This window comes from Fibrobacterota bacterium (assembly GCA_019509785.1).
In the GTDB taxonomy this organism is placed as follows: domain Bacteria; phylum Fibrobacterota; class Fibrobacteria; order UBA11236; family UBA11236; genus Chersky-265.
In genome coordinates, this window is sequence record JAEKLQ010000022.1 from 211,750 (window position 1) to 237,958 (window position 26,209).

At 64.6% G+C, this 26,209-nt stretch carries 25 protein-coding genes; 4 read left to right on the forward strand and 21 right to left on the reverse strand.

Translation table 11 applies throughout. The features are described 5' to 3' along the window. From JF616_02250 to JF616_02335, 18 genes are all read right to left on the reverse strand, one after another. Window positions 1–618 carry a ferritin-like domain-containing protein gene (locus tag JF616_02250; protein ID MBW8886554.1) on the reverse strand — a complete coding sequence of 206 codons (618 nt, stop codon included), beginning with the start codon at window positions 616–618 and terminating at the stop codon, window positions 1–3. Continuing rightward, complete coding sequence (locus tag JF616_02255; GenBank protein ID MBW8886555.1) at window positions 611–1,300, reverse strand: 4'-phosphopantetheinyl transferase superfamily protein; 690 nt, start codon at window positions 1,298–1,300, stop codon at window positions 611–613. The genes JF616_02250 and JF616_02255 overlap by 8 nt, the downstream gene beginning before the upstream one ends. Next, window positions 1,293–2,393, reverse strand: a complete 1,101-nt coding sequence (locus JF616_02260) for an SDR family oxidoreductase (GenBank protein MBW8886556.1) — start codon at window positions 2,391–2,393, stop codon at window positions 1,293–1,295. The genes JF616_02255 and JF616_02260 overlap by 8 nt, the downstream gene beginning before the upstream one ends. Continuing rightward, window positions 2,390–3,364 (reverse strand): hypothetical protein, encoded by a 975-nt coding sequence (locus JF616_02265; protein ID MBW8886557.1) that lies wholly within the window; start codon window positions 3,362–3,364, stop codon window positions 2,390–2,392. Before JF616_02265 ends, JF616_02260 begins: the two co-directional genes overlap by 4 nt. Beyond that, window positions 3,364–3,675, reverse strand: a complete 312-nt coding sequence (locus JF616_02270; GenBank protein MBW8886558.1) for an acyl carrier protein — start codon at window positions 3,673–3,675, stop codon at window positions 3,364–3,366. Before JF616_02270 ends, JF616_02265 begins: the two co-directional genes overlap by 1 nt. Continuing rightward, on the reverse strand, window positions 3,675–4,691 hold the full coding sequence (locus JF616_02275) for a radical SAM protein (protein ID MBW8886559.1): 1,017 nt from the start codon (window positions 4,689–4,691) through the stop codon (window positions 3,675–3,677). The genes JF616_02270 and JF616_02275 overlap by 1 nt, the downstream gene beginning before the upstream one ends. Before the next feature lie 40 nt (window positions 4,692–4,731). Further along, complete coding sequence (locus JF616_02280) at window positions 4,732–5,874, reverse strand: hypothetical protein (GenBank protein MBW8886560.1); 1,143 nt, start codon at window positions 5,872–5,874, stop codon at window positions 4,732–4,734. Further along, the gene (locus tag JF616_02285) at window positions 5,871–6,995 is read right to left on the reverse strand and encodes a DUF3419 family protein (GenBank protein ID MBW8886561.1); all 1,125 of its coding nucleotides are present in this window, start codon (window positions 6,993–6,995) and stop codon (window positions 5,871–5,873) included. Before JF616_02285 ends, JF616_02280 begins: the two co-directional genes overlap by 4 nt. Further along, window positions 6,992–7,909: a diiron oxygenase gene (locus JF616_02290; protein MBW8886562.1), complete on the reverse strand. Its 918-nt coding sequence runs from the start codon at window positions 7,907–7,909 to the stop codon at window positions 6,992–6,994. Before JF616_02290 ends, JF616_02285 begins: the two co-directional genes overlap by 4 nt. Then, window positions 7,906–8,862: a hypothetical protein gene (locus JF616_02295; protein ID MBW8886563.1), complete on the reverse strand. Its 957-nt coding sequence runs from the start codon at window positions 8,860–8,862 to the stop codon at window positions 7,906–7,908. Before JF616_02295 ends, JF616_02290 begins: the two co-directional genes overlap by 4 nt. Next, entirely contained in the window at window positions 8,847–10,589 is a 1,743-nt protein-coding gene (locus JF616_02300; GenBank protein MBW8886564.1) for an acyl--CoA ligase, read from the reverse strand. Before JF616_02300 ends, JF616_02295 begins: the two co-directional genes overlap by 16 nt. A 141-nt stretch (window positions 10,590–10,730) precedes the next feature. After that, entirely contained in the window at window positions 10,731–10,934 is a 204-nt protein-coding gene (locus JF616_02305; GenBank protein MBW8886565.1) for a hypothetical protein, read from the reverse strand. 80 nt (window positions 10,935–11,014) lie between these two features. Continuing rightward, entirely contained in the window at window positions 11,015–12,298 is a 1,284-nt protein-coding gene (locus JF616_02310) for a M18 family aminopeptidase (GenBank protein MBW8886566.1), read from the reverse strand. Between the two features lie 112 nt (window positions 12,299–12,410). Further along, a complete protein-coding gene (locus JF616_02315) occupies window positions 12,411–12,656 on the reverse strand; it encodes a hypothetical protein (GenBank protein MBW8886567.1) in 246 nt (81 codons plus the stop codon). A gap of 195 nt (window positions 12,657–12,851) precedes the next feature. Continuing rightward, on the reverse strand, window positions 12,852–13,448 hold the full coding sequence (locus JF616_02320) for a hypothetical protein (GenBank protein ID MBW8886568.1): 597 nt from the start codon (window positions 13,446–13,448) through the stop codon (window positions 12,852–12,854). A 3-nt stretch (window positions 13,449–13,451) separates the two neighbouring features. After that, window positions 13,452–14,426 (reverse strand): flotillin-like protein FloA, encoded by a 975-nt coding sequence (gene floA, locus JF616_02325; GenBank protein MBW8886569.1) that lies wholly within the window; start codon window positions 14,424–14,426, stop codon window positions 13,452–13,454. 10 nt (window positions 14,427–14,436) lie between these two features. Beyond that, window positions 14,437–14,913 (reverse strand): hypothetical protein, encoded by a 477-nt coding sequence (locus JF616_02330; GenBank protein ID MBW8886570.1) that lies wholly within the window; start codon window positions 14,911–14,913, stop codon window positions 14,437–14,439. Beyond that, entirely contained in the window at window positions 14,910–16,616 is a 1,707-nt protein-coding gene (locus tag JF616_02335; protein MBW8886571.1) for a serine protease, read from the reverse strand. The genes JF616_02330 and JF616_02335 overlap by 4 nt, the downstream gene beginning before the upstream one ends. A 475-nt stretch (window positions 16,617–17,091) precedes the next feature. Between JF616_02335 and JF616_02340 the strand changes: the two genes are divergently transcribed. Together JF616_02340 and JF616_02345 are read left to right on the forward strand one after the other, a co-directional pair. Continuing rightward, window positions 17,092–17,943 (forward strand): TIGR02147 family protein, encoded by an 852-nt coding sequence (locus JF616_02340; GenBank protein ID MBW8886572.1) that lies wholly within the window; start codon window positions 17,092–17,094, stop codon window positions 17,941–17,943. Then, the gene (locus JF616_02345) at window positions 17,940–19,037 is read left to right on the forward strand and encodes a hypothetical protein (protein ID MBW8886573.1); all 1,098 of its coding nucleotides are present in this window, start codon (window positions 17,940–17,942) and stop codon (window positions 19,035–19,037) included. The genes JF616_02340 and JF616_02345 overlap by 4 nt, the downstream gene beginning before the upstream one ends. Before the next feature lie 71 nt (window positions 19,038–19,108). On the opposite strand, the gene JF616_02350 is transcribed toward JF616_02345, so the two are convergent. The 3 genes from JF616_02350 to priA form a co-directional block, all read right to left on the reverse strand. After that, on the reverse strand, window positions 19,109–19,555 hold the full coding sequence (locus JF616_02350) for a dUTPase (GenBank protein ID MBW8886574.1): 447 nt from the start codon (window positions 19,553–19,555) through the stop codon (window positions 19,109–19,111). A gap of 94 nt (window positions 19,556–19,649) precedes the next feature. Beyond that, window positions 19,650–21,122 (reverse strand): extracellular solute-binding protein, encoded by a 1,473-nt coding sequence (locus JF616_02355; GenBank protein ID MBW8886575.1) that lies wholly within the window; start codon window positions 21,120–21,122, stop codon window positions 19,650–19,652. Window positions 21,123–21,181: 59 nt separating this feature from the next. Next, a complete protein-coding gene (gene priA, locus JF616_02360; protein MBW8886576.1) occupies window positions 21,182–23,281 on the reverse strand; it encodes a primosomal protein N' in 2,100 nt (699 codons plus the stop codon). A 155-nt stretch (window positions 23,282–23,436) separates the two neighbouring features. Between priA and JF616_02365 the strand changes: the two genes are divergently transcribed. Next, window positions 23,437–24,942, forward strand: a complete 1,506-nt coding sequence (locus JF616_02365) for a DUF342 domain-containing protein (protein ID MBW8886577.1) — start codon at window positions 23,437–23,439, stop codon at window positions 24,940–24,942. A gap of 23 nt (window positions 24,943–24,965) precedes the next feature. Beyond that, window positions 24,966–26,165, forward strand: coding sequence for an HD domain-containing protein (locus JF616_02370; protein ID MBW8886578.1), 1,200 nt, complete (start codon window positions 24,966–24,968; stop codon window positions 26,163–26,165). Window positions 26,166–26,209: the final 44 nt, after the last annotated feature.

Below are 26,209 nucleotides of genomic sequence, written 5' to 3' on the forward strand. Positions count from 1 at the left end.
TCAGTCCTCTCCAATCTTTCCATCCTCTCCTGATTCGATGTCCGCATCGTTCCCGCCCAAGAGGACGTCCAGCTTGTCGCCATGCTTCGATAAGACATCGGCGTAGGCTTCCTGGTCGGCGGCGGAGTAGCGCCTGAGGGTGGATGCGATGGCATCCGCTCCGTATTCGTCTTCCATCCCCCGAAGGGCTTCGCGGATCCATTGCAAATGCCACTTCTCATCTTCCATGATCAGGGCCAAGGTCTCGCGCACGGGGGCATCCAGGCCGGGCAGGCGGGCATGGCGGGAATATTGGTTGATGACGCGGCGTTCGAAGATTTGGGTCAGGGCCAGCACTTCCATCAGGTTGGCGGGCATGCCCGCGGCCGCCAGGTAACGTTCCTGGTACGTCTCCTCCAGCTTGAGGGGAACGGCCCCCAGCTTCGCCAGGCAATCGGTCCATAGGCGCGCGTGCTCAGCCTCGTCGGCGAAGTGGCGGGTGAGATCCATCTGGATGGATCCGGGTTTCATGGATTTGGCCAGCCGGCCGAAGAAAAGCGCGCCGGTGATCTCCGAGACCCGGTAGAAACTGAGGAGCCAGATCTGGTTTTCCTTATCCTTCGCGAAGTCCTTAGCCAAGCGTCCTCCCGGTTCCCGCCGCCAACGATAGGTGCCAACCGGCCAGGCGATGCGATACATAACGGAATTCCCGGCGCCCTAACTCGGCCCGCAAGGCGGCCCGGCCGCGGCGGGCCATCGGATCGGACAGGCGATAGTCCGCCAGGATACGCCCGCGGTTGCCCGTATCGGCCTTGAACAAGGCTTCCTTCGCGGTCCATAACCGCAGCAAAGCATCTTCGAATCCGGCGCTTTCGGGCGCAAGGCCGCGAAGGGCCAGGCGCGCGCGCTCCCCGTCGGAAAGGAAGAAGCGGGCCGATTCGCTGCGCAAGGAACGCTCGGCCTCCAGGTCGACGCCCAGGCCTTGTCCGGGCGCGTCCAAGCAGGCGACGGCGACGGCCATGCCGCCGGAATGGGTCAGGGACATATCCGGGGCCGGAAAGGCCAGCCCCGCGGTATCGGGGCCCCTGTCCAGGCGCCGGAGCAGGCGGCGCAAGGCGGCGCGGCCCGTGAGCCAGGAACGCCTCCGTTCCGTTCCATCCAGGTTACGGTAACGCGCGAGTTCCCCCGGGGTGAGCAGGTCCACGGACAAAGGGGAGAAGGCCACGGCCGCGCGCACGTCCAGGCCCAAGGCGCGGCGCCATTCCCCCGCCAATCCGCCGGCCTCGAGGTAGGCGGAGATGCCGGGCAAGGTTTCAATCATGGGCGGCCTCGCGGCCCCAGCGCGTGGCCACCAGGCGGGCGCAGGCGTTACGGAGGAGGGTTTCCGGATCGGGAGCGCGATAAGCGGATCCCATCAAGGCGGCCAATTTGTCATTGCGGATATCCTTATCGATGTAAAGCTGGCGCGCGAACGGTGCCACGCTGGCCACGCTCTGGCGCACGATTCCGCCCGCGAAGTTGCGCACGCCCTCGTCGAGCAAGGCGAAGGCCTCGAAGTCGGAGAAGAGGGGCGGCAGGATGCGGCGCGCGCGGAAACCGGCATCGCGGCCGAATTCGGCGAAGGCGGCATCGACCAGGCGGCCTAAGGTGAGGGATTCCCCGCGCGCATGGGAGGCGTGGTAAATGCCGCGGGGCGCGCCTTGGCGCAGTACGCAGACGGCCGCGGCGGCGGCGAAATCCCCGGTGACGAAATACAAAGGGGTTTCCGGCTTGCCGGGGACGATGGACATGAGTCCGTGGAAAAAAAGCTTGAGGGTATTGTGGAAGGCATTGTACTGGGTGACCTGGCCGAGCTCATTATCGGCGATGGCGGTGGCCAGGCGGCAGATTTTCCAGGGGAGATCCCGGTGGGCCGGCAGGAGGTTTTCGCATTCCCGTTTCGATCGTTCATAATGGTTGGCGAAGCCGTCCGCCTCGGTAAAATGGTCTTCCCCGATGGCGCCGGCCCGCAGGCCGGAGGCGTATACGCTGCTCAACAGGCAGAGGGAAGAGAGCGCCGGGCATCTTTCCGCGAAGGCCAGCAGCTTTTCCGCGCCGCGCACGTTGACCCGATCCGCCAAAGCCGCTTCTACGTTGAACCGGATCACGGCGGCTGCGTGCACGATGCCGGCCACGGCCTTAGCATCGACTCCGACGAAAGGCTCCGGGTCCTCCAGATCGCCTGGTACGAAAGCGAAGCGCGGCGAAGGCCCTCCCAACGCGCGTTCCAGGTCTTCCCGCTTCGCGGCGGCCATGGCCCCGTCGCGAGCGCGGCTCCATAGGATAAGGGGGACATCGGTGGTCTCCGCCAAGCGGCGCGCCACGCGGGAGCCCAGGTATCCGTCCGCGCCGGTGATGAGGATGGCGCCCTTCACGATTCCGCCTGGGGCAAAGGCCAACGGGAAGGTTCGCTTCCGAAGGCTTCCAGAAAAGCGTAGATCCAACGTTCCAAACCGAAGGCGACGCATCCGGAGTAGGCGTCCTCCCCGGCGCGTTTGATCCCGAAGGCTTCGCCGAAATAATTGCGGTGGAAGTTGATGGAACCGATGGCCAAAGGCTCTGAGAGGGCGGATTGGCCGGATGCGGATGCGGCGGCGCCATGGCCGGGAGCGGCTGCGGGGCCACTGCCGGCGATGCCGGTTGCGGCGGTAGGCCCGCGATAAACCATCTCATGTTTGACCGGATCCAATTTTTGCAGCAGGTACTTGGGATTGGCCTTGGGGTTGAAGAAAGGATCGGTCGCCGTTTCCCAGGCGATGGGCAAGCCGATGGAGGCGAAATAGGCTTCCAGCTTTTCCCGGTAGCGTTGCAGGAAATCCTTCACCTCGTCCGCCGTGCCCAGGCAGACGATTTCGCGCATGGAGAAATTCCATTGCCGCCGCAACGGCAGGTAATGGGTTTCGCGACGGAAGCAGGCCGCGCGGGTGGTGAGATAGAGGGGCGCATCCAAGGAGCTTCCTTGGAGCAAGGCGTAGAAATGGTAGCAGGCCGCGGGCGTGAGCGCCTCGCGTACGGGCGCGGCGGCGGCCAACCGGATGCTGCCGTCGTTGCGAAAAGGTTCCCCTTGAGCGAAAGCGGAGAGGTTGGATGGATCGGGATCCAGGGTAACCGGGAAGGTAACCAGGTGCGGGAAGGAACGGAAATAATCCAGGCGCGCCAGGTCCCGGGCGGCGATGAAGGCCGGGAAGCGATGGGCTTCGGCGCCACACTCCGCGGCCCAGGCCTGGAACAAGGCGTCGAGGCGGCGGAACAGACGCAAGGGCGCGCCGCTCAAGGATGTCTGGCCGGAGGGATGCCAACGGAGGCCCGGCAGCTTCTCCGGATCGAATCGGGGGACGGCTTCCATCAGACGTTTCCGTTCCCGCCGAACGGACCGGGTTCGGCGCCGGGATCGATCCCCGCGCGGGTACCCCAGAAGGCGGCATAGATGGACGCGACGTCCTTGAAGGCCCCCGGCTTGAGGCGTTCCACGTCGATGGGAGCGCCTGTCAGGCTTTCCAATTCCAGGATCAGATCCATGACTTGCAGGGAGGTGATGATGCGCCGTTCGAGGATGTGGGTATCGTCGGCGATGTCGGAGGCGGATACCTTGCCGGACAGGCGCGCGATGCGTTCCCGCAAGGCGTCCTTGACGTCCTTCATGAGTTGCGGACGCATCAGAACCAGCCGTCCTTCCACAGGGAGCAATCGCGGCAAGCCGGGCTCTTGTCGTACTGGCGCAGGCTCACCACGCGGCGGATCTCGCGCATGCGTTCCCCGTTCCACAATTCGGCGAGGGTATGCGTCTTCACGTTGCCGATGATCTCCTTGCGCGCCCAATCATGCACGCACATCAGCACGTCGCCGTTATGCAGGATGTTGGCCGTGGAGAAGGGGATGGGGCAATGGCCCATCCACTTGCGGAACGCGTAGCGGCCGGCCTTGTGGGCCCAGGACAGTTCGCTTTCGGATACGCGCATGTCCCGATCGAATTCCTCCATCGCACCGGTGCGGTTGTTGGCGGTATACACGAAGACGGGCACGCCGCGGGCGGCCCATTTCCTGCGGAAGGCGTCCACCTCGGGCATATTGTCCTTCAGGCGGATCAGGCGAACGAACACCCGCGTCCCGGGCAGATCGGCGTTGAGCACGCGGTCCACGCCCGCCATCACCCGTTCGTAGTCCAGGCCGACGCGTACCTTCTTATAGACCTCGGGGCTGATGGCGTCCAGGCTGACGTCCAGCACGTCCAGGCCGCTCTGCTTGATCTTGGCGATGTTGCGGTCGTCCAGGAAAGCCCCGTTCGTCACCAGTTCCACCGTCACCTTTCCCTTGGTCTTCTCCTTGAAGTTCCGGATCTTGTCGAAGATGTGCGGATCGAGGAAGGGTTCGTTTTGCAGCATGGGCACGAAGGTGTCCACCTCCGGATGTTCCGCGATCTCGTCGGTGATCTTGTCGAACAGCCCGACCTCCATCCGGCCGCTGGGGAACACGTCCTTGAAGACGGGATACGGGCACATTTTGCAGGCGGCCTGGCAGGCGTTCACCGTCTGCAATTGGATGCCCATCGGGAAAGGCAGCTTGGCCATGTCCCGGCTCGGGGAATACTGATTGTTAGCCCACCGCATCTTGCCGTACAAGCGCCACTGGTATCGCAGCTTTCCCATCTTCTTGATCTTGGGGGTGGCTTCCATCGGTTTCCTTTGCGGTCCGCGTCCTGGTGAACCGCGGCTTTCAGACCAAGGCGGTTTCGAAGTGCAAGGGTAGGACGTCCAGGGCCGGCCCATGGTAACGGCCCGCGGGCGTGGTCACCAGCGCATCGATGTCGGTGGGCTGGGCCATGAGGCCGCGGAAGGCGGCGCTGAGCGGGTCTTTCTTGTCCAGGCCCACGGAAAGGAACGCGTAGCCGCGGCCGCGGGAGGCGTTATAAGCCTCGATGACCAGGGCCCGCAACACGTTGGCGCGGCCGTCAGCCACGCAGACGTTGACGGCGGTGAGATAACGCAAGGCCCCGCCCGGCGGCGGCAGGGGCGCGGCGCGTAGGAACGGGGCCGCGAGGTTGAAACCCGCGCGGAAGAGCTTGAGGTTGCGGGAGTAGCGCACCACGCGCATTTGCTTGAAGGACTCCTGATCCCAGAAGGCGACGAAGCCCAACAAGCGGCCGCGGCCATCGCGCGCGAGCAGGTAGTCTTCCCAATCCAGGCCGGGGGCCATTTCCACCCAGGCGGCCAGGCTTTCCGGGGAGAACACGGGGGCGAATTGGCGGCCGGGCGCGACCCGTCGCCAAAGCTCCGCCATCTCTTCGCAGTCCGCTCGCGTGGCGCGCCGGATGGAGGCGCCGGTGGCCGTAGGAGGGTTCCGCTTCCAGAGCAGGCTCACGTTATGGGCCCGCAGGGTCGCGAAGCGCGTCAGCTCCGGCATTCCCCGCGGTCCTTCGGCGCGGCGGGCCATCGGCGCATTGCCCCCCAGCACGGTCATGACCGTGGGTACGTCATCGCCGCCGCGTTCGCGGCAATACCCGCGGATGAATCCCGATAGCGCGTCCGCGGCGCCGGACCCGCGTCGGTCGGGATGCACCTTGAGATCGCTGACGTACATGACGCGGGTCTCGGCACCGAACAGGTAAGCGAGACGCTCGGCCCCGGCCATGCAGCCCGCCAGGCCGCCGCCGGGCGCGTCCGCCACGGCCAACCGGAAGTCCTTGCCTTCCATGCGGTTCAAGGCGAAGAAATCCGGCGAGCGATCCACCCGCAGGCCGATGTCCCCTTCCATGGTGCATGCGGCCGACAGATCGATGAGGGCCTGATTGTCCTCCGGGGCCGCGAGGCGCGGCCGCCAGGCGGCGCGTTCCGCCGCGCTTCCTTCCGCTTTCATCATGCCTCCTTACGGATGCGGCAAAAGGCGAAACGGCTCTGCATCAGGCTGCGATCTTTCTTGATCAGCTCGTCCCCGGCGGGGTCGAGGGGGAAGTGGGCCGCGAGGCGGGCGGGTAGGTCCGTCCAGCCAACGAAGTTGCGGAAGCAGAGGATCGCGCCGGGCTTGGCGGTGCGTAGGATTTCCGCGAACAGATCTTCCAGCATGGCCGCATCGTGCCACTCCCCGATATTGGAGAGCGAGAAGCCGTCCAGGCTGGAGGCTGCTTGGGCGCGCAGGTATTCGGTGAAAGTGGCGTCGACCAGCAGCAGGCGCTCGGCGGACCCCGCCGCGGCCGCGCCCCCGTCCTCGAGATAGGGGGGTAACGCGCCGGGTACGGAGGGATCGTAGCGTCCCAGCACCAGGAAGTGCAGGAAATAATTGGCGCGCGCGGGTCGGTGGCGCAGGGTGCGTTCGAACAGCCCGCGGAAATGCCGCGAGAAGCTGGGGTTTTCCACGTTGGCGAAAAATCCCGGATGGTATGCGCGATTGAAGACCGCGCGATTCAGCAACAGGGAGAACAGGAGGCGCCAACGGGGCGTGTCCCATTCCCTTTCGAAAAAGCGGATTTGCGATTCCAGATCCCCATAGGCCAGCAGCCTCCGCATGCGGGATTGCGGATGGATGAGCAAGCGCACGACGCCCACGATGGCGCGCAGGAACTTTTCCGTGACACCGGCGGCGAGGACCCCGTCGGCCACGGCTTTCCGGCGCGCGTCCCAATAAGCGCGGGCGCCGGGGGAGAGCGCATCGCCCAGAACGGCATAGGCGCGGGCGCGTTCGGCCGCGGAGGCGGGCACGGCGCCCAGGAAGGCGCGGGCATCGCCGGGAGATAAGCGGCGCAGGGCGGCGGATTTCAATTCCACCAGATGGTTCTGGGAACGGTTCAGATCGATGGCGGCCACGTGGCCGGCGCCGCGGGCCAGCAGGGACAGGGCCGTGCAACCTCCCGAAGAGACCACTGCATAGCGCCCGCCGGAATGCGGACGCAGGACTTCCAATTCCAGGAGCGGATCTTCGCGCACTTGGGCGAAGAAAAGGCGGTCGTCCCGGGGGGTACCGTGGGCGATACGTTCGGGATTCATGCGGCCCCCGCGGCCAGCATGCCGTGGCGGCGCAGGAATTCCAGGCAGGGGCCCGCGATGGCGGACCGCCGCGCGGCCGCGGCGGGATGGTCGAAGGCTTGGTTGCGCAAGGCCAAGGCGTCCCCGGGCAGGCCCGCGTCCGCGTAGGCGCGGGGGTTGTAATATTCCTTCCAGACGGATTCCAGGTAACCTAGAAGGTACCCTTGCACGCGATCCCGGGCCGCGGCATCCCAAGCGGGCGCATGCTTGGCGAACAGGTCCCGCGCGACCCGGCGGCCGAATGCCAGATGCCGCGCTTCGTCCCGATGGTGCAGGGAATGGATGCGGCGGGCCAGGGGGTGGAGGCGTTCGTCCCGGGCGCAACGCGCGTTGTAGGCGTCCACGATCTCCTCGAAGATCATCACCTTGGCGAAAAAGAGGAAGTCCACTTCGCCCTCGGCCGCGTTCTCGACGGGGAGGAGGGCCATCTTCTTGTCGGGATAGATGCCGCCGGCATAGCGGCGGCAGAAGCCCCCGAACCAACCCATATGGCGGTTCTCTTCCTCCAGGAAATGGTGCAGGTAGGCATCGTGGCCCGGCAGCGCGCGGGTGGGGGACGTCGTCCCGATGCGGTCGATGGCGGGGCCGCGATCGCCGCGGTACAGGCGTAGGGCCAAGCCCGCCACCAGGGATTTCTCCCCGTGCACGTTGAGGCTGAAGAAGTTGACGGCCTCGAAGAAGCTCAGGCGCTTGCGCGCGCCTTCGTCCAGGGCCTCATAGGCCGGCGTACCGTATAGGGACAACAGCTCCGGGGACAAAAACCAAGCTTCCCGATCCAGGACCGCGGGCCAATCGATGGCGTATTCCCCCGCCTGGGCTTCCGATGCCTCGCACAGTCGCGCGAGGGTCCTTTCCCAATTTTCCTCGCTGCTCATCGGCACGCACACCTTTCCAGCACTACGCCCTGCCAATTCAGGCCATAGCCCGACATCAAGAGCAGCAACTTGTCGCCGGAGCGCACGCGGCCCTCCGCCTCCAGCCGCAACAGGTTCACGATATTGTCCCCGCTGATCATATGCGCGACTTCCCCCAGGCTCGGGAACGCCACCTTATCGAAACCGATCCCCAGCAGGCGCGAGAGGATTTGCCAGGCTTTCACGTTCATGTTCTGGGTGACGATTGCCGACAGGTCCCCGGCCTTGAGGCCCGCTTTCGCCAAGGTCTCGCCCACGAAGCGATGGGTATGATTGAAGAAGGTGCCCACCGTTTCGTCGTCCGAGGCCCGGGCCCAGGCCCCGTTGGTGCGCGCGTGGCAGGCCAGGATACGGTAACCCGCGGGTTTCCTGCCCACCACCATGGCCGCCGCCCCGTCCGAGATCAGGTTGTAGGCTTGCTCGTATTTGGCCCCGGGGGGAAAACGATCCGCCGTGACGCAAAGCGCGGACTGCAAGGCCGGTTCGCCCGCCAGCATCAGAGCGGCCAGGCGCAGCGCGCCCAGAAGACCGGTGCAAGCCTGCTGGTTTACGCCCAGGACGAAGGCGTCTTCCAGTCCGAACTCCGCCTGCAAATGGCTGGCCGGGAAGTCCATCAGGTACTTCACGTCCCCGGTGGCCGCGAAGCGGGAGGGATCGCCCAGGTTGGCATTGGCCGGGATGCAGGTCGCGTACAGGAGGGCGCCGGTCCCCGCCAAATGCGGCCGGAGGGGTTCCACCGCGCGGCGCGCGAGATCGTATGCGGTCGTGCCTTCGGCACAGGCATGCTGCCGCGCGAACCCGGCGGCCCGCAGGGCCGCGGCCCCGGAGACCAGCAGGCCGAGGGCATCGGCTTCCTCCACCGTACGTTCCACCTCGCCCACGGCGAAAGCCATGGCGTTCAGGTAGGCGGGCATGCCATCCCTTCCGCTCCGGCCTTGCCGAGCATGGCCTTGACCGCGTCCCGCCTCACCTTGCGCGTGGCCGTGCGCGGGAGTTCCTGTTCGGAAAAGAATACGCGCGCGGGCCGCTTCCAGGGCGAGAGCTCCGCCAAGGCCGCATCGATTCCCATGCCATCGGCCTTGCGTGCCGAACAATCCGGCTGCGGAACGATCACGGCCACGACCTCTTCCTTACCGTCCCGTCCGGGCATGGCCAGCACGCAGGCTTCCTTTACCCAGTCCAGGCGCGCCAGCAATTCCTCCGGTTCCTCGGGGTGGATTTTCTTCCCGCCTTCCAGCACGATCAGGCTCTTGATCCGGCCGGTGATCCGCAAGAATCCGTCCGCATCCAGGCAACCCAAGTCCCCGGTGCGGAACCAGCCCTCGGCATCGAAGGCTTCCGCCGTGAGGTCCGCCCGGCCATGGTAGCCGGCCATGACATGGGGCCCGCGGGTGCGGATTTCGCCTTCCGCATCCCCGCCCTTCGCGTCTTCGCCTTCCGCATCCACCGGGACGATGCGGACCTCGATGCCCGGCCAGGGACGGCCCACGGTACCCGCGCGCGCGCCGTGGGGCCGGTTGGCGCTGATCACGGGACTGGTTTCGGTCAGCCCATAGCCCTGGAAAACGACCAAGCCCAAGCGCGCCAGGAAATCCTCCGTGGCCGCGTCCAGGGGCGCCCCTCCGGAGATGAAGGCGCGCAGATTGCCGCCCAGGGCTTCATGCACGGGACGGAAAACCATGCGCCGCGCCGCCGCCGGAAGCCAGGGGGCCAAGCCCTGCCACGCCGAGAACAAGGCCCGCCGCCACCTGCCCTTGGCCGCCACCGCGGAACGCATCTGCCTGGCCACCAGACGCAAGAAGAAGGGGACCGCGATCATGTAGGTAACCTTGCGCCTACGTAACGCGTTCGTTACCTCGGAAGGAAGGAGGCTCCGGCAATAATAGACGCGCGCGCCCGCGTGGATCACCCCCAGCATGCCGCAGGTGAGTTCGAATAGGTGGTTGAGGGGGAGGATGGACAGGAATCGATCGTCGGAAGTGATGCCGAAGCCCTGCCTCTGGGCCTCTATCTGGAAAAGGAGATTGCCCACCGTGATCAAGGCCCCCTTGGCCGTTCCCGTGGTTCCCGACGTGTAAACGATGAGGGCCAGGTCGGCGCGGCGCTTATCGGGGAAGGGCATCGCTGGCGGCAAGGTATCCGTCCGCAGGGATTCGAGTTCCAAGATGGCATTGCCCGGCGAGCGGAGGCCGGCCGCCATTTCCGCGCATGCGCGCGAGGCGAGGATGACGACAGGGCGGGAATCCGTGACGATGGCGCCGAGTTCCGCCTTAGTGGCCTTTGCGTCCATTGGCACCAGCACGGCCCCGGCGATCTGGACCCCGAAAAAGGCGGCACCCCACTCCGGCCTTGATTCCGAAAGCAAGGCGACGCGGTCGCCGGGGACCACGCCCATCGCCTCCAGGCGCGCGGCCAGGCGAAGGGCGGTCGCATGCAATTCCCGGTAGCTGAAGCGGCCCGATCGCATTCCCGTAACGTCCGACCAGGCCAGCGCGGTACGGTCGCCGTGACGCTGCGCGCGTTCCCGCAGGAATTCCGCGAATCCGCGCCAATGGCCGTCCGTTCCCGCTTGGGGAACGGCGTCCTCCCCGGGCGTCTCTTTCTCCCTGGAAATCCATGTCCGGCCGGAAACGCTTGGCATCCTTTATTTTGGACGCCCAACGGGCCGAATCCGGTAATGGGCTGGAGGCTTGGAATTTCGGGTCGCCGATCCCGCCGCCGACCGGGTGGCGGGCCGGAACCTAATTAAACGGCCACTTCTTGTGGTCTTTGGCCCCGGCGATCAGCGGCGGAGGAAATCCGTCCCGGTAGGGGAGGCTTTCCGGCTCAGCTCCTCCGCCATGGGATCGTTTTCGCTGAGGAAATTCCCCTTGAGGTCCCAATAGGTTTTAACCCAGCGCGAGGGCAATCCGCCGGTCTCGTCCCCGCTGCGTAGATGTTCGACCTCGATGACCTGGATAAGCTTGGCGCGGATATCGTTCTGCATGTCCGTCCTTCCTGGCTAAAGCAGCCAAGGTAGCTACAGGCCGCCCGCCATGTCAGCCCCGGCGGGCCCGGGGCCCCGGCTCAGTCGCGGTAGAATTCGCGTAGCACGCGGACCATCATCCCATGGTCCTCGCTGCCGCACATCTCCCGGGCCGAATGCATGGAAAGCATGGGATTGCCTACGTCCACGGTGGGGATTCCCAGCGCGGCGGCCACGTGCGGCCCGATGGTGGTGCCGCATGCGAGATCGGTGCGGTTGACGAAGTCCTGCGCGGGCGCGCCGGCCCGGCCGCAGAGGGCGCGGAAAAGGGCGGCGGTCTCGGAATTGGTCGCATAGCGCAGGCTGGCGTTGCCCTTGATGACGGGCCCGTGGTTGAGGAGCGGGAAATGCGAGGGCTCATGCTTTTCCGGGTAATTGGGATGCAGGGCATGGGCCATGTCCGCGGAGACCAGATGGGAACGCGCCAGGGCGGCCAGGGAATCGGCCCGGCCCAGCCCCAAGGCCAAAAGGGCCCGCTCCAGGACGGCTTCCAAGAGATTGGAGTTGGCCCCTTGCGCCGAGATGCTGCCCACCTCTTCGTTATCGAAAAGGGCGGCCACCTGGATGGCCCCGTCGCCCGTGGTTTCGGAGCAGAAGGCTTCGAGGACGGCGTGGGACATGGCCAGATTGTCCAGGCGGCCGGAGAAAACGAATTCATCATCCGACCCCCCGTAACATGCCGGTGACGTATCGTAGAGATGGAGCTCGAAGGAGAGGGCGGGGAAGGCCGCGCCCACGGTTTCTTCCAGCCATCCTTCCAGGGAGCGGCCGGGGCCCGGATCGGTCAATCCCAAAACGGGCACCAGATGCCGCTGGGCGTTGAGGATCAGCCCGGTATCGTTCACTCCGCGATCGAGATGGATGGCGAGCTGGGGGATGCGTAGCGGCCCCGATTCCCGGCGGACCAGTTGGCTCTTAACTTGGTTCCCGTCGAGGCGGGAAACCCGCCCGGCCACCCCCAGATCGCGGTCCAGCCAGGAATTATACAGCACCCCTCCGTAGACCTCCACTCCCCATTGCCGGTAATTGGCGGGAGAATCGGGGGCGCGCGGCTTCAGCTTGAGGCACGGGCTGTCCGTATGGGCCCCGGCGATGCGGAAGCGCGGGCGCGAAAGGTCCTTCGGGGCGCGTAGCGCGACGATGCTGCTGCCGTTGCGGATGACGAAAGCGGTTTGGCCCGGGCCCAAGGACCAGGGCTCCTTTTCGTCCAGGCGCGTCGCCCCCAAGGCGGTAAGCCGGTTGGCGGCGGCCTCGACCGCATGGAAGGGGGTGGGGCTGGCGTTGAGGAAAGCGATGAGCGCGTCGGCTTGGGCGTTCCGGGACAAGGGTAACCTCCGTGTGTCCCTTGGGCGAAGGCGCGCGCCGGGGATCCGCGGATAATTATACTAAGGGCGGAGCGGAAGCTGCCGTACCCCTTAGGCTAGAGCGGCTCCGGTCTTAAAGCGGCGCCCCGTCGCCGTCCCCTTCGACCGGCTTCGGCCCGCGGGCATGGGCTTCCAGCTTATCGCCGCCGGGCTCGCCGCCCAGATCCTCTTCCCAACGCTCCTTCGAACCCGAGTCGGGGTAGACTTCTTCCACGTGGGGGTGCTTGCCCGCGCCTTCCGGTTCCAACGAGGTCCATCCGCTTTCGTCCACGTATCCCTCCGTCTTCGATTCGCCGGAGTCAGGGTTTTGCTTGGCCATGATGTTCCTCCTTGCTTCGGCCGCAGAGGGGGCGGCCCTGATCCCAAGATAGGTTCCGCCGGCATAGGAGGGATGCTCCGGATCGAAAGACGGTTCGCAAGCGGAAGGGGGCCGACGCGCGAGGCGGCGATGGGAACCGGCGTAGCGATGGAAAGTTGTCGGTTGGTTTTCCGATTTATCGGCGGCAGGGAAAAATCAACGACGCCGTTGCAGCGCGATCGGCTTATCGAGGATAACCTTGATGATGAATGCCTTCCGCAAGGCTTCGGGATCGGTGAAATCGCCCGGTCCCACCAGGGCCTGCGCGGCCGGCGCGGTCATTGGCGCCGGCGTGGGCCGGGTATCCGAGCCTTCGCTCCGGGATGCTTCATCCCTTTCGTCCCTGTCCGACCTATTCGTTTTATCCGACGGGCGCGCGTCCCGCCGGGTTTCCTGGCGTGCCGTCTGCGGACGCGCGGATGCCGCCTCTACCGGCCTTGCCGGCGCTCGCTGGGGAACCGGGGCGGACCCGGTCGGTTGGGGCAATTCCAATCCGAGCTCGCGCGCCAATTGCTCCAGCAACCCCTTCCCGGCCGGCTTCGGAGCCTCGCGGCGCGCTTGCGCGGGCGCGGCCGGCATTTCGGCTTTACGCGTTTCCGTACGCGGGTTCGCCGGGGAACCGGACTTCGCTTTCCCCTGCTTACGCTTGGAAATCATGCCCGCGACGATATTGAAGACGATGAACGCCAGCACCAGCTGCCAGGGCAGGGACGCGAATGCGATCGGATGCGGCGCGGAAGGAAAGCTTTGCATGGATCAGGTTTTGGGTTTGACGTCCCCGCCGCCGCCGATCTTCTCGCGCATGGAGGTGTCCGCCATGATGTTCTTCATGTTGTAATAATCCATGATGCCCATATGGCCGCTCCGGAAGGCTTCGGCCATGGCCAACGGGATCTGCGCCTCGGCTTCCACCACCTTCGCGCGCATCTCGGCCACGCGGGCGATCATCTCCTGCTCGGTGGCGATGGCCATCGCGCGGCGCTCCTCGGCCTTGGCCTGCGCGATCTTCTTGTCCGCCTCGGCGCGATCCGTCTCCAGGCCCGCGCCGATGTTCTTGCCCACGTCCACGTCGGCGATGTCGATGGAGAGGATATCGTAGGCGGTGCCGGTGTCCAGGCCCTTGCTCAAAACCGTCTTCGAGATCTGGTCGGGATTCTCCAGCACCGATTTATGGTTGCGCGTGCCGATGGTGGAGACGATGCCTTCGCCCACGCGCGCCAGGATGGTCTCCTCGCCCGCGCCGCCCACCAGCTTGTCGAGATTGGTGCGCACGGTAACGCGCGCCACCGCCTTCAGCTGGATGCCGTCCATGGCCACGCCCGCCACTAGGGGCGTTTCGATCACCTTGGGGTTCACCGACATCTGCACGGCCTCCAGCACGTTACGGCCCGCGAGGGAAATGGCGGCCGCGCGCTTGAAGTCGAGATCGATGTTGGCCTTGTCGGCCGCGATCAGGGCTTGCACCACGCGCAGCACGTTGCCGCCCGCCATGTAATGGGCCTCCAGCTCTTCGGTGGAAAGGCGGAGGCCGGCCTTGATGCCCATGATCTTGGATTCCACGATCACCTTGGCGGGCACCTTGCGGAAGCGCATACCGAGCAATTGCACAAACGACACGTCCGCCTTCGACATGAGGGCCTGGAACCAGAGGCTGAAGAAGTTCGCGATGAAGAATATCATCACCAGCAAGATCAGGCCGGCGATGACGAGGGCTATGATTTTAATGTCCATGCGCTTGCTCCTATGGGTTTTTCTTCTCGACCTGGAAGCGGCTGCCCGCTACCGATATCACCGTCACCGTTGCGCCGCGTTCGACGAAGTCGCCCGAGGCCTGGGCTTCGTAAGTCTCTTCGCCGATGCGGATGCGCCCCGTGGGCCTTAAAGGGGTATCCGCCACGGCGGACTCGCCCACGTGCCGGCGCAATTCCGATTCCAGGGCTTCCAATCCGGAGCCGTGCCCCACATCGGTGCCATGGGAGATGGGCGACCGCCCCAGGTATAGGAAACCGAGGCGGATGCAAATGGGGATGAGGACCAGATCGGCCAGGCCCACGGACATGAGCATGCCGTGGCTGAAATGCCGGATGAGCAGGGTCCAGGACCAGGCGAATAAGGCCGCGCAAACCAAGGCCAGCAGCCCGAAAGAGGGCAACAGGACCTCGGCGAAGCCGACCGCGAAGGCCAGCGCCTGCAAGGCCAAAGGAATCCAGGCCTTCATGCTCCGGTCCCTTGGACCGGCCCGGTCCCCGGGACGGGCCCGTTCCCTTGGACCGGCCCCGTCCCCTGGGCCGAGGTTTCCTTGGTCCGCACTACGATGATATTCCCGTCGATACGGCTGACTTCCACCTGCTTGCCGGCTTCGATGAATCCGCCCCGGGAGCTTACATCCACCGTCTTACCGTCGAATACCGCTTTGCCCGAGGGACGCAAAGGCGTTTTCGTGATCCCCATCGTTCCCAATGCCAAGCCGGCCGTGGACGGGACCGTCGCGCGCGCATCGGCGAGAGTCGTATTCGAAATGACCCTGGCTCCCTTGGGCAGATGCGGCAGCAGGAAGCGGGCGCTGACGAAGGGGACGAGCAGCGCCACCAGGGCCGACCCGCAGGTGAGCAGCAGATTGTCGATCAGGCTCTTCCATTCCCAGGGCGCGCCCTTGTCCGGTATGGTGAACGATTGCAGGGATAGGGTGAGGGCGATCAAGAGCACGGCCAATCCCAGCCCGCCCGCAATCAAGGTGCCGGGCAACAGGTAGATTTCCACCGCCACCAGGGCAAAGCCCCCAAGCATCAAAAGCAGTTCGGTATGATTGGCCAGGCCCACCGCGTACTTGCTGCCGAAGACGATCAGCAGGCACACCACCCCGATCACCCCGAAGATGGACAGGCCCGGGGTCTTGAACTCCATGTACAGCGCCCCGAAACCGATCATCATCAGGATGGGCGCGAACTTGCCGATGACCCGCACCAGGCCTTCCGACCACGATTCGGCAGCTTCCGCCATCTTGACGAATCCCTTCGCCTTCAGGAATTCGTCCATGCTCGCGAACGACCCGATGGAAAAGCCGAGTTCGGAGGCCTCGCGATCGGTCAAGGTCAGGAGCTGCCCTTCGGGCACGATGATCTTATGGGATTGGTACTGGGCTTGCCCCTTCGCCCCCAGGCTTTCCCATTGCTTCGCCGTCAGGAAATCCCGCCCGTTCTTGCCCGGCGCGCCGCCCGCCGGTACGACGGCCACCACTCCCAAATCCGCCGTCACCATCGCCTGTGCCGGAAGGCTCGGATAACCGTTGCGTTCGGCCAGGGTACGGAACTTGGCCCGCAATGGCGACTGGATCTTCTCCCCCAGCATGATGATGCCGTCTTGGCCGCCTTGGGTGATGGGGGCGCAATCGCCGATGGTGGTCCCGTTCCCCATGGCGATTCGATTGGCGGACAGGGAAATCAAGGCTCCCGCCGAAATGGCCTTTTGCTCAACGAAGACGTAAGTGCTGCATTGCACTACGCCGGTCAGCAAGTCCACGATATCGAAGGCGGCTTGCAACTCGCCTCCGTAGGTATTCACCTTGAAGACGAGGGCATCGGGCTTTTTCTCCAAGGCCTGTCCGACCGAGCGCTTCAAAAAGGCGTACATACCGAAATCCACATCGCCTTCGACGGGGATCACGATAACGCGCTTGCCCTGAACCGCGCGGGCCTTCGCGGCAGAGTCCGGCTTCTGGGAAGCTGGAAGAACGGAAGCCCTGGCGAGCGGGGCCGCTCCGGAGAGCGGGGCCGCTTCGGAAAGCGGGGTCGCTCCGGAAAGCGGGGTCGCTCCGGAAAGCGGGGTCGCTCCGGCGAGCTGGACCGTGAATAAGGCGGAGATCGCGCAGAGGGCCAAACCCGCGATAAGCGGGAATCGATGGAGCGCGGAGGGAGAACGCATGCGCGCAAAGGTAGTTCCCCTATCCGGCCGGTCAAAACCTGCTGGTCCGAAATCCTCTTCTGAGCGTCGCCTTCGACACATTCCAATCCTCTATCCCGTCTAATCTTTGCGAAAGCGCCGGCGATGCGTAGGCATGCCCATGGCATGGACTTCGCTCTCCCTATCGCCGTTACCCGCACCGGGTCCATCCCACGGGGTCTTGTCCACCCCGGACCCGGGAGCTGGAATGCGGGGCCCGCTCCGGGCTCCCGCATTCCTCTTTTTGTTTTTCGCTCCCATCCCCCTGCACCCCAGCTAACCCATTCAAGCCAAGGGACCTTCACCTATGCGTTCCCGATGGCTATCTTGCAGATCTCCTCTTCTTTTTGTCCCGTTCTCCTGTAATTCACACTACTCAAAAGTCCAAAAACAACGGTTTTAAACCGGATTTGAGTGGCGTATATTTTAAAAATGAGCTATACTGCACTACAGGCCTATGCATCCTCCCGCCCACTCCGTTTTCAACTATACCGATTACCGACGCTACCTGCGGGAGTATTACGCGTGGGCCAAGGCCCATCAGCGGGGATTCTCCCATCGTGCTTTCATGGCCAAGACCGGGATGTCGGGGCCGAATTATTTCAAACGGGTCATGGAAGGGGCGCACAACCTCACCGAGAACAGCATCCCCAAGTTCGCCGCGGCCCTGGGTCTCGGCGAAGCGGAGACGGAGTATTTCAAGAACCTGGTTTACTTCAACCAGGCCGCGACCCTGGAGAACAAGGACAAGTACTTCGGCATCCTGATGGAATTGAAATCGCCGCATTCGCGATACATGCTGGAGAAGGCGCAATACGAGTATTACCGTGATTGGTACAACGTCGCCATCCGCGAGATGCTGTCCTTTTTCCCTTACGACGGTAACGCGGCGGAAATGGGGAAACGGCTGGCGCCCTCGGTGCCGCCCAAGCAAATCAAGGAAGCGATCAAGCTGATGGAAGGTTTGGGTTTGATCGCGCGAGGGGAGGACGGGGTTTACCGGGCCACGGCGAAATTCATCCTGACCGATCCGGACGTGCAATCGCTTTTGATCCCGAAGTTCCATCAGGCCATGACGCGCATGGCGGGCGAAGCCATCACGCGTTTCCCCAAGGAAGAGCGGTACTTCAGCTCGTCGACGGTGAGCATTTCGGAACGCACCTACCAGGAGATCATCGAACTCATCCGCGGCACCCGCAAGGAAGTGCTGCGCAAGGTGGGGGAGGATGCGGCGCCCGACCGCGTGTACCATCTCAACATGCAATTGTTTCCGTTGACCGCCGGCGCGAGTCGAAAGGGGAAAGCATGAGCATCCGGCGCCCCTTCCGCATCGGCGGCATCCGCCCTATCCTCGTCCTGGCGGCCGTCGTGTCGCTCGGCTTGTCCGCGTGCATCATAGGAGGGACGGGGACGGATACCGAAAACGGCGTGACGGACAAGCCGAACCCGGATCCCAATGCTTTGAAGGGTATCTCCGCGCGCGTGACGGATAGCACGGGAAAACCCCTTGCCGGCGTGGCCCTGAGCCTTTTCGATCCGGCTTATCGTCCCGATCTGGGGCTGCTCCCGGAAGCCATCGTAGCCAACAAGCCGGAATCCCTCGTGAGCGATACCGGGGGATACGTGCGCCTGACCTTGAAGGCGGCGGGCAAATTCGTGGTGGAAGGCGTCTTGCAGGGCAGGACCTTGTTCTTCGATACCTTGGCCGTGCCGGACCTGCAACGCGCGGCGATTTACACTTTCCGCGCCCGCGCCCCGCTGGCCTTCCAAGGCAAGGTGAAATTGGCCTCCGGCCTGCGCATCGATTCCGGGCGAGTGTTCATCCGCGGAACGGGGCGCATGGCCAAGGTGGATTCGGCGGGCGGCTACGATCTGGGCCTGCTCCCGGCGGACGCGGAACGGATGGCCTTGGGCGTGCGCTTCGTATCCAGCCCGGCGACCGTGCTGCGCGCTTCCCCGACCCCGCTGTCGATGCAGGACACGGTCAATCAACCCCGCTATTCCTGCAAGCAATTGTCCGGGGATTCCGCCAACAAGGCCGCGGCATCCGTGGTCGCGACCCCGCAGGGCGAGGCGGCCTCCAAGCTGGATACGGGAGTAGTGAACCCGGCCCTGCTATCCTGCGGCGTCTTGGAAGAGGGGACCGTTATCAACGTACCGACCGGAAAATCGGCTTCCGGCACCTTCCCCGTTTCCAGCGAAACCAGCCTGCTGGTTCTGAAAGGGACGGATACCACCACCTATACAAGTCCGAAGGTTTTAGCGCCGGTGGTGGCGCCCTTGGCGCAATGCGTGCCCACCATGGGGAAGGAAAGCACCACCTATTCCGTAGCGGTGCAATCCGGCGCGGCCGCGGGCGATCTGGTGGTGCAAGACTTGGCGCAATCCTGCCAGTCGCCCTAACGATCGCCTTCCATTAAGGCCCACGGCCTCCGCGATGCCGGGCCATCGATCAAGGGATGGCGTACCATCGCTTACGCGATGGTCTTGTTCTCCGCCTCGCTCTTGTTCGCCTTGGAGTAATCGTTTTCCTGGCGCGCGTGGTTGACGGCGTTCTTTTGCATGTAAATGCGGTAAACCCCTTCGGCGTCCAGGCCCGCCGTCATCGCCAGGGACATCCAGAAGTGCAATTGATCGATGATTTCCACCCGGATGTTCTGCATGTCGAGATGATCCTTGGACCACCATTTCCAGAGCAGCTCTTCCTTCAGTTCGCGGGATTCGTCGTCCAGGGCTTGCAGGTATTTGCCCAGCCATTCGTTGACCTTGGTGTTGGGGCCGAGGCCGGATTTCTGGGCTTCGGCGATCAAGGCCGCCATGGTGAGGACCTTGCCCTCGTTGTCGCGGATGTCCTTCTTGGCGAAGATGCGATCGTTGAGTTCGAGCTGGAGGGCGAAGAGTTGATCGAGCTTGTCGGCCATCGGGAACGCCTGGGTTGGGGTGAGGCGGCAAAGATAGCAGCCGGGGGCCTTCGGCGGAATGGGAGTCGCGGCCCCGGGAGGCCCCGAAGCGCGGTCAGCGGGAGGAAAGGGCCTTGACGGGGTACTTCGCCCCCAGGATTTGCCGCTGGCGGGGGACCCAGCGATCTTCCAAGGCCTTGCGGACGTCCTCGTAGCGGGTCTTTTGGCCGGGCCCGGGCAGGCAGATATCCGCGTAGGCTTCCTGATAGTTGCGGGCCACTTCCGGGAATTCCGGCACCAGGGGAGCGGTCGTCAGGCGGTTCTCCACCAATTGCTGGGACGCGGTCTGGAAAACCTCGGCGGTCCAGCCGCCCCCGAACATGAGGCCCAACTCGCCGAGCAGATCCTGGCGGACCGGGACCATGCCGAAGGCGGAACTCTCCAAAACCTGGTTCTCGGTGTTGGACAGGAAACGGGCGAGCTCATACGCCAGCTTAGGGGAACGGGCTTCCTGCGTGACGCCCCACCAATAGCTGCGCGTCGCCACGTTGCGGCGGCCTTCGCGCAGAGGATCCCCGTTGGCATCCAGGAGCAGGGAGTTGCCCTTCGGCATCACGGCGACTCCCATATCCTCGGGATTGGCCAGGTAGCCGGGCAGATCGGCCGACCCGGTTCCGTGGATCTGGAAAGCCTCGCCTTGGGGGACGGCCGATATGTAGAGTTCGCCGGAGCGGAAACCATCCCGGACTTGTTCGTCGCTCCAGCGCTCTTTGATCAGGGCGGGGTTGAGGATCCCCTCGCGAGCCAGCGCCGACTGCCATTGGAACATGTCCGCCACGCCCGCGTCGCTCATGGCCAATAGCCCTTCGGAGGAGGCGCCGGTAAGGAAGCATGCGTCCATCAGGGCCTCGGGAGTGGAAGGCGAACCCAGCGGCCCCAATGCCATGCGCCCCCGCTTTTGGCCCTGCACTTCCTTGGAGTTCCAATACCATCCCGCCACGAACAGATCGAACCAGTCCCATTGCGAGGGATCTTTCTCGAGGGTATAGCCGCGCGGAAGACCTCGGCCGTTGTAGCGCGCCAAAGCGCGGTTGATGTCGTCCCGGCGGATATCCCAATACTGGGCCGCTTCCGCCACCTTGGATTTCAGGTAGACCAGGACGGGGGTTTCGACGTAGCGCGGTAGGAAGTAGGTACGGCCGTCGACCGTTCCCAGGTCCGTGAGGAAGAATTCTTTGCGCGCCTCCGCCAGATCCTTGGGGCCGGCGATGGCGTCGAGGGGCGCGATGAGATTGCGTCCCACCAGGGCCCGCGTCATTGCCAAGGGCGAGGCGACCAGATCGATGGTGTCGCCCGCGGCGAGCAGCTCCGGCAGCTTGGCCGCATCCGGCGCCGGCGCGAGCTCGATGATGCACTTGTGTTTCTTCTCGAAAGCCTTGAGGATGCGCGTCTCGTACAACGCCTCCTGCCCGGGGCGCATGTCCATGGCCACCTTGATGCGTACGGGGGCGGCGCAGCCGGCCAGGAACGCCGCCAGCAATAACGCGAGCCGAGCCGCGGGAATACGACCTGTCCTGCGATTGCGCATGCCGGATCCATTGTAGCGTACGGCATAGCCGTCCCGCCGGACCCGTCGTGGCCGCGCCGTTACAGCATGGCGAGCGGATCCATGTCCGCGCGCAGCTTGGTCTTCTGGGGATGTTTGGGTTGGTAACGTTCCAAGGCCTGATGGAATGCCCATTGCATCTGGTTGGGGGCCTTGCCTTTGGCCACCAGATGCGCCCGGTAATGATCCTTCAACTTCTTCAGCGCGGCGAAGGCGGGGCCCAGCACCTGGATTTCGGCTTGTTCCGCGAAAGGCCGGAATGCCGCCGCGAAGGCGCGCATATGCTCGTCCACCAGGGCCTCATCGGTCCCGGAGATCTCGACCAGGAGCAGGCGGCGGAAGGGCGGATAGTCCAGCTCGCGCCTCCTTTCGATCTCGGCGGCGTAGAAGGCGGCGTAGTTCTCGTCCAGCGCGAAGGCGAGGAGCGGATTATCGGGACGATAGGTTTGCAGGAAGACTTCGCCTTCGCCGTGCCGGCCCGCGCGTCCCGCCACCTGGGTGATGAGCTGGAAGGCGCGTTCCTGCGCGCGGAAATCCGAGAGCCCGAGGCCTGCGTCCGCGTCCAGCACGCCCACCACGTTCACCTTGGGGAAGTCGTGGCCTTTGGCCACCATCTGGGTCCCGATCAAAAGCTTCTGCTCGCCCCGCCGGAAGTCTTCCAGGATGCGCTCCGCCCCGCCGATGGCGGAAGTGGTATCGCGATCGAGCCGCGCGATCCCGGCCCCCGGGAAGATGCCGTCCAGCCATTCCTCGATCTTCTCGATGCCGCGGCCCACGTCCAGCCAATCCTTGCCGCCGCAAGCCAGGCATGGCGCGGAGGCCGGCATCTGGTAACCGCAGTAATGGCAGATGAGCGCGGCGCGGCCCTTATGGTAAACCAGGGGAGTGATGCAATGCGGGCATTCCCGCGGGCGGCCGCAATCGCGGCACAGGCGCCGATTGGCGTAGCCGCGGCGGTTGAGGAAGAGGATGGCTTGACCGCCGGTTCCGATCGCCGTTTGCACCGCCTCGCGCAGCGGGATGGACAGGGGCTGCCCGCCTTGCAGATCGTGCTGCTCGCGCATGTCCACGATGCGCACCTTGGGCTTGGAGGAGCCGGTGGCGCGCGCGTGCATTTCCAGGAGCCGGTACTTGCCCGCTTGGGCGGCATGGTACGATTCCAAGGCCGGCGTAGCGCTTCCCAGAACCACCGGACAGCCTTCGCGGCGGCCCCGCCACAGGGCCAGGTCGCGCGCGTTGTAGCGGGGCGACGCGTCCGATTGCTTGTAGCTGCCGTCGTGCTCTTCGTCCACCACGATCAGCCCTAGGTTATCGATGGGGCAGAGGACGGCGGAGCGCGCGCCTACGATCACGTCGGCCTCGTGCGCGAAGACGGCGCGCCACAACTCGCGGCGTTCGGCGGCGGAGAGATTGCTATGCAAAGCCAAAACCGGCCGGCCCAGGAAGGCGCGAAAGCGCGCCAGGGCCTGCGGGGTGAGCGCGATTTCGGGCAAGAGGACCAGCACGCGACGGCCGAGGGCCAGCGCTTGGCGGGCGAGATGGAGATAGACGAAGGTCTTCCCCGATCCGGTGATGCCGTGCAATAGGAAAGCCTTGAAGCTCGGAGGCGAAAGGGCTTCCCCGATGGCGGCAAGGGCGGAGGCTTGCTCCGGCGTGGGATGGAACCGCAGGGCCGCGGCCGGCGCGCTATGATCACCCATGTCGACGGACGCCGCCTCCGGGGCCTGCACGGGTACCGTCGCAGGGCCGGATTCCGCTGGCCCTTCCAAGCGGTCGACTTCCGCCACCGTCGCCACGGCCTGCTTCCTGCGCGAGCGCTTAGGAGCCTTTGGCAAGCGGACCTTGGCCGGCTTAAAAACCTGGTCCAAGGCCGCCTTGGGCAGGCACGTGGCGAAGACTTGCGGAAGGGGCGTGAAGTAGTAGGCCGAGAGCCAGGCCAAGAGTTCCAGCCAGGCGGCGGGCACCCGGGCCCCGCCGGGGGCCGCGGCTTGGATGGGTTTGGTCCGGAACGCGAGTTCGGGACGGCCGATTTCCAGCACTACGCCGGGAACGGTCTTCGACATGAGGGGGACCTGGACGATGGATCCCGGGGCCAGTTCCGAGGCGGCATCCCCCAAATCGTACCAAAAGGGTTCCGCCATCCCTCCGGCCAGTAATACTTGGGCTCTTAGGGGATTTTCCAAATGGATTTAGTTTCCCACCGTCCCCTATAATATAGTCGCAACCGGATACCCTGATGAGGAACCGCCCGGCGGACTCCGCCCTGAGGGGTCCGCCGCGCCGAACGGGAAGGGACATGCTGAGCCAAGAACCCGCCAATTCCGCGGCGCCCGCGATACCCGCGGCCCCTTCCGTGGCCGCTTCCGGGGTTACTTCCGTGTTACCCCAGGATCCGGATGGCGGGGGCCCGGTCCAAGTCCTCATCCGCGTTTCCGAGGACAAGCTCAAAGCCTACATGGCCTTGAAGCCGCCTGTGAGGAACCCGCCGGCCCCCATCGAGGCAGATTTCCTCCTCCGGCGTTGGCGGGAAGCGCAGCTCGATCCCGAAGCCTTCCCGGAATCGGTCGCCGAAGCGCTCGCCAACGAGTGGAACCAGTCCAAAGCCGAAATGCCGGAGCGCCTGGTGGCCGAGGCCGCCCATCCTCCCGTTCCCGGAGCGGACGCCCGTATCGAGTACATCGTCGATCCCACCCTGACCTTCAGGCCTACGGAAGAAGGCGGCAGCGTGGACTTCCGCAACTTGAACCTGGTGAAGCCTGTCAAGCAAGGACAGCCATTGGCCCGCAAGGCGCCCGCCACCCTGGCCGTCCATGGCATCGATCTGTTCGGCCAGCCGGCCATCGCTCCCGACGGAACGGACATGGAGATCCCCTTGGGCCTCAACACCGGGATCTCCCCCTCCGATCCCGCCACCGTGATCGCCTCGGTCGCCGGCTTCCTGCAATTGAAGGACGGGAAACTCCAGGTCAACGAATGCTTCGTGGTCGACGGCAGCGTCGACTTCTCGACGGGCAACATTTCCTACGATCAATCCGCGGTTATCCGCGGCGATATCGCCGACGGTTTCGCCGTCAGCGTGGGCGGGGCGCTCGAAGTGGGCGGCAGCGTGGGGGAAGCGAAGCTGGTCGTCGGCGGGGACGTACTGGTCAAGAAGGGCTTCGTGGGTTCGGGCCATGGCCTCATCGCCGCCAAAGGCAACGTGACCCTGGGCTTCGCCTCCAACCAGATCATCCGCTCCCACGGCTCCATCACCTTGGAAAAGGAATCGTTCAACTGCCAGCTCGGTTCGCGGAAATCCATCTCCATATACGGAACGCTGGTGGGAGGCTTGGCTATCGCGTTCACGGAAATCCAGTGCCGCGTGGCCGGGAACGAAATGGGGAGCAAGACCGAGCTCGAGGCGGGCCTGGATTACGTCCTCTACGAGAACAAGGCGCTGCTGGATGAAAAGCTGAAGGAACTGACCGCCCACCTGGCCAAGGTTACCCAGAAGCTGACGCGCATCCGCGAAGGCTATCGGACGCGCAAGCGCTTTACCTCCGCGGAGGCCAAGCTCATGCTCGAATTGCGGGACATGCAGGAAAAGATCCAGGCGCGCCTGCCGGAGCTGGAGAAGCGCCGGCAAGGGATACTGGAGCAAATCCGCCTGGGCTACGGCCGCGACGGCATTTGCGTGAAGGTGGATAAAAAGGTGAACCCCGGCGTGGTGATCAAGGTGGGGCCGGAGGTCTTCCGCGTGCAGGAAGAGATGGCGGGGCCGAAAATCTTCCTGTTCAAGGAAGGCCGTATCAAGGTTCTGTGAAGGCATTCCGAAAGGCTTGAGCAATGGCGATGGACCCGATCCCGGATGAGGACAAGGATCTCCGATCCATATTGGAGATGAACCTCGACGGCCTGGATACCCTGGGGGTGGAGGATAATTCCTTCCGCTCCGCGGGGCCGGCCGAACCGATGACCCTCGAGAAGCGCATGTCGGGAAGCGCCCGCCTGACGCGGCTGCAGGCCCAATGGGAAAAGGGCCAGACCGGGGACGCTCCCTCCGGCCTGCCGTTCAACCGCGGACTGGTCCAAATCGAGCCCGCCGAGCGGACCCTGACCTATAAGGCCACCGTGGTCAAGACCTGGGATTCCGCGGTGCAGGACGCCAAAGGGATCTACGATTCCATCTGCCTGGGGGAGATGGCCAATCTTTCCCAGGTTCGCACCCTGGTCGGCTCCTTCCTGGACGTGCTCGAAAAGGATCGCAACATCCTGTTGGCCCTTTGCCTGTACCAATCCCCCAACCTGGCCGAATACCTCTACCGCCATGGGGTGAACATGTGCCTGGTCTCCCTCGCTGCGGCGACGGCTTCGGGCTATTCCAAGGGCCAGGTGCTGGAAATCGGCCAGGCCGCCCTCCTCGCCGACGTGGGCATGGCTATGGTCCCGGAAGCCATCCTGCTCAAGGCCGGTAAGCTTACCGAAGAGGAACTGGCCGAGATCCACCGCCATCCCGCGAACAGCTTCGCCCTCCTGGAGAAGATCCACGACGCGTCCGATTATATCCTGGCGGCGGCCTACCAGCATCATGAACGCCTGACCGGAGCGGGCTATCCGAAGCGGCGCTCCCAGGCGCAAATCTCCCAGGTGGCACGCATCGTCGCCATCTCGGATACGCTCTGCGCCATGGTCCATAAGCGCTCGCATCGCGACGCGCTCACTCCCCAGATGGCCCTCGACAAGGTCATCAAGATGGGCCAGATGAACTTCCTCGATCCGGTCCTCATCCGCAACCTGCTGCGCTACCTGTCCGTCTTTCCCATCGGGACCTATGTGGAGCTCGTCTCCGGCCGCATGGGCCGGGTGGTGGCGGCGCATCCCGAGGATCCTACGCGTCCCGTCATCTCCATCCTCCGCAACGAAAAGGGCATGCCTCTGCCCATGAAGCAGATCCTGCAGGTCGACTTGATGAAGGAGAAAAACGAGAAGATCATCAAGGTGGTGGATGGGGAAGCGGAGAAGTTCAGGCCCTTAGACGGATTCTGAAAACCCCGGCTTCATCCCTTTGCGTCGGAGTCCCATACGCATTC

Bases quoted from the DNA above. Each gene is read 5' to 3' on its own strand.
- JF616_02350 (MBW8886574.1), bottom strand. From the start codon at position 19,555: ATGGCCGACAAGCTCGATCAACTCTTCGCCCTCCAGCTCGAACTCAAC.
- JF616_02280 (MBW8886560.1), bottom strand. From the start codon at position 5,874: ATGATGAAAGCGGAAGGAAGCGCGGCGGAACGCGCCGCCTGGCGGCCG.
- priA (MBW8886576.1), bottom strand. From the start codon at position 23,281: ATGGCGGAACCCTTTTGGTACGATTTGGGGGATGCCGCCTCGGAACTG.
- JF616_02345 (MBW8886573.1), top strand. From the start codon at position 17,940: ATGAGCATCCGGCGCCCCTTCCGCATCGGCGGCATCCGCCCTATCCTC.
- floA (MBW8886569.1), bottom strand. From the start codon at position 14,426: ATGGACATTAAAATCATAGCCCTCGTCATCGCCGGCCTGATCTTGCTG.
- JF616_02320 (MBW8886568.1), bottom strand. From the start codon at position 13,448: ATGCAAAGCTTTCCTTCCGCGCCGCATCCGATCGCATTCGCGTCCCTG.
- JF616_02285 (MBW8886561.1), bottom strand. From the start codon at position 6,995: ATGAATCCCGAACGTATCGCCCACGGTACCCCCCGGGACGACCGCCTT.
- JF616_02355 (MBW8886575.1), bottom strand. From the start codon at position 21,122: ATGCGCAATCGCAGGACAGGTCGTATTCCCGCGGCTCGGCTCGCGTTA.
- JF616_02295 (MBW8886563.1), bottom strand. From the start codon at position 8,862: ATGCCCGCCTACCTGAACGCCATGGCTTTCGCCGTGGGCGAGGTGGAA.
- JF616_02315 (MBW8886567.1), bottom strand. From the start codon at position 12,656: ATGGCCAAGCAAAACCCTGACTCCGGCGAATCGAAGACGGAGGGATAC.
- JF616_02275 (MBW8886559.1), bottom strand. From the start codon at position 4,691: ATGGAAGCCACCCCCAAGATCAAGAAGATGGGAAAGCTGCGATACCAG.
- JF616_02370 (MBW8886578.1), top strand. From the start codon at position 24,966: ATGGCGATGGACCCGATCCCGGATGAGGACAAGGATCTCCGATCCATA.
- JF616_02290 (MBW8886562.1), bottom strand. From the start codon at position 7,909: ATGAGCAGCGAGGAAAATTGGGAAAGGACCCTCGCGCGACTGTGCGAG.
- JF616_02300 (MBW8886564.1), bottom strand. From the start codon at position 10,589: ATGCCAAGCGTTTCCGGCCGGACATGGATTTCCAGGGAGAAAGAGACG.
- JF616_02255 (MBW8886555.1), bottom strand. From the start codon at position 1,300: ATGATTGAAACCTTGCCCGGCATCTCCGCCTACCTCGAGGCCGGCGGA.
- JF616_02330 (MBW8886570.1), bottom strand. From the start codon at position 14,913: ATGAAGGCCTGGATTCCTTTGGCCTTGCAGGCGCTGGCCTTCGCGGTC.
- JF616_02305 (MBW8886565.1), bottom strand. From the start codon at position 10,934: ATGCAGAACGATATCCGCGCCAAGCTTATCCAGGTCATCGAGGTCGAA.
- JF616_02365 (MBW8886577.1), top strand. From the start codon at position 23,437: ATGCTGAGCCAAGAACCCGCCAATTCCGCGGCGCCCGCGATACCCGCG.
- JF616_02270 (MBW8886558.1), bottom strand. From the start codon at position 3,675: ATGCGTCCGCAACTCATGAAGGACGTCAAGGACGCCTTGCGGGAACGC.
- JF616_02335 (MBW8886571.1), bottom strand. From the start codon at position 16,616: ATGCGTTCTCCCTCCGCGCTCCATCGATTCCCGCTTATCGCGGGTTTG.
- JF616_02265 (MBW8886557.1), bottom strand. From the start codon at position 3,364: ATGGAAGCCGTCCCCCGATTCGATCCGGAGAAGCTGCCGGGCCTCCGT.
- JF616_02340 (MBW8886572.1), top strand. From the start codon at position 17,092: ATGCATCCTCCCGCCCACTCCGTTTTCAACTATACCGATTACCGACGC.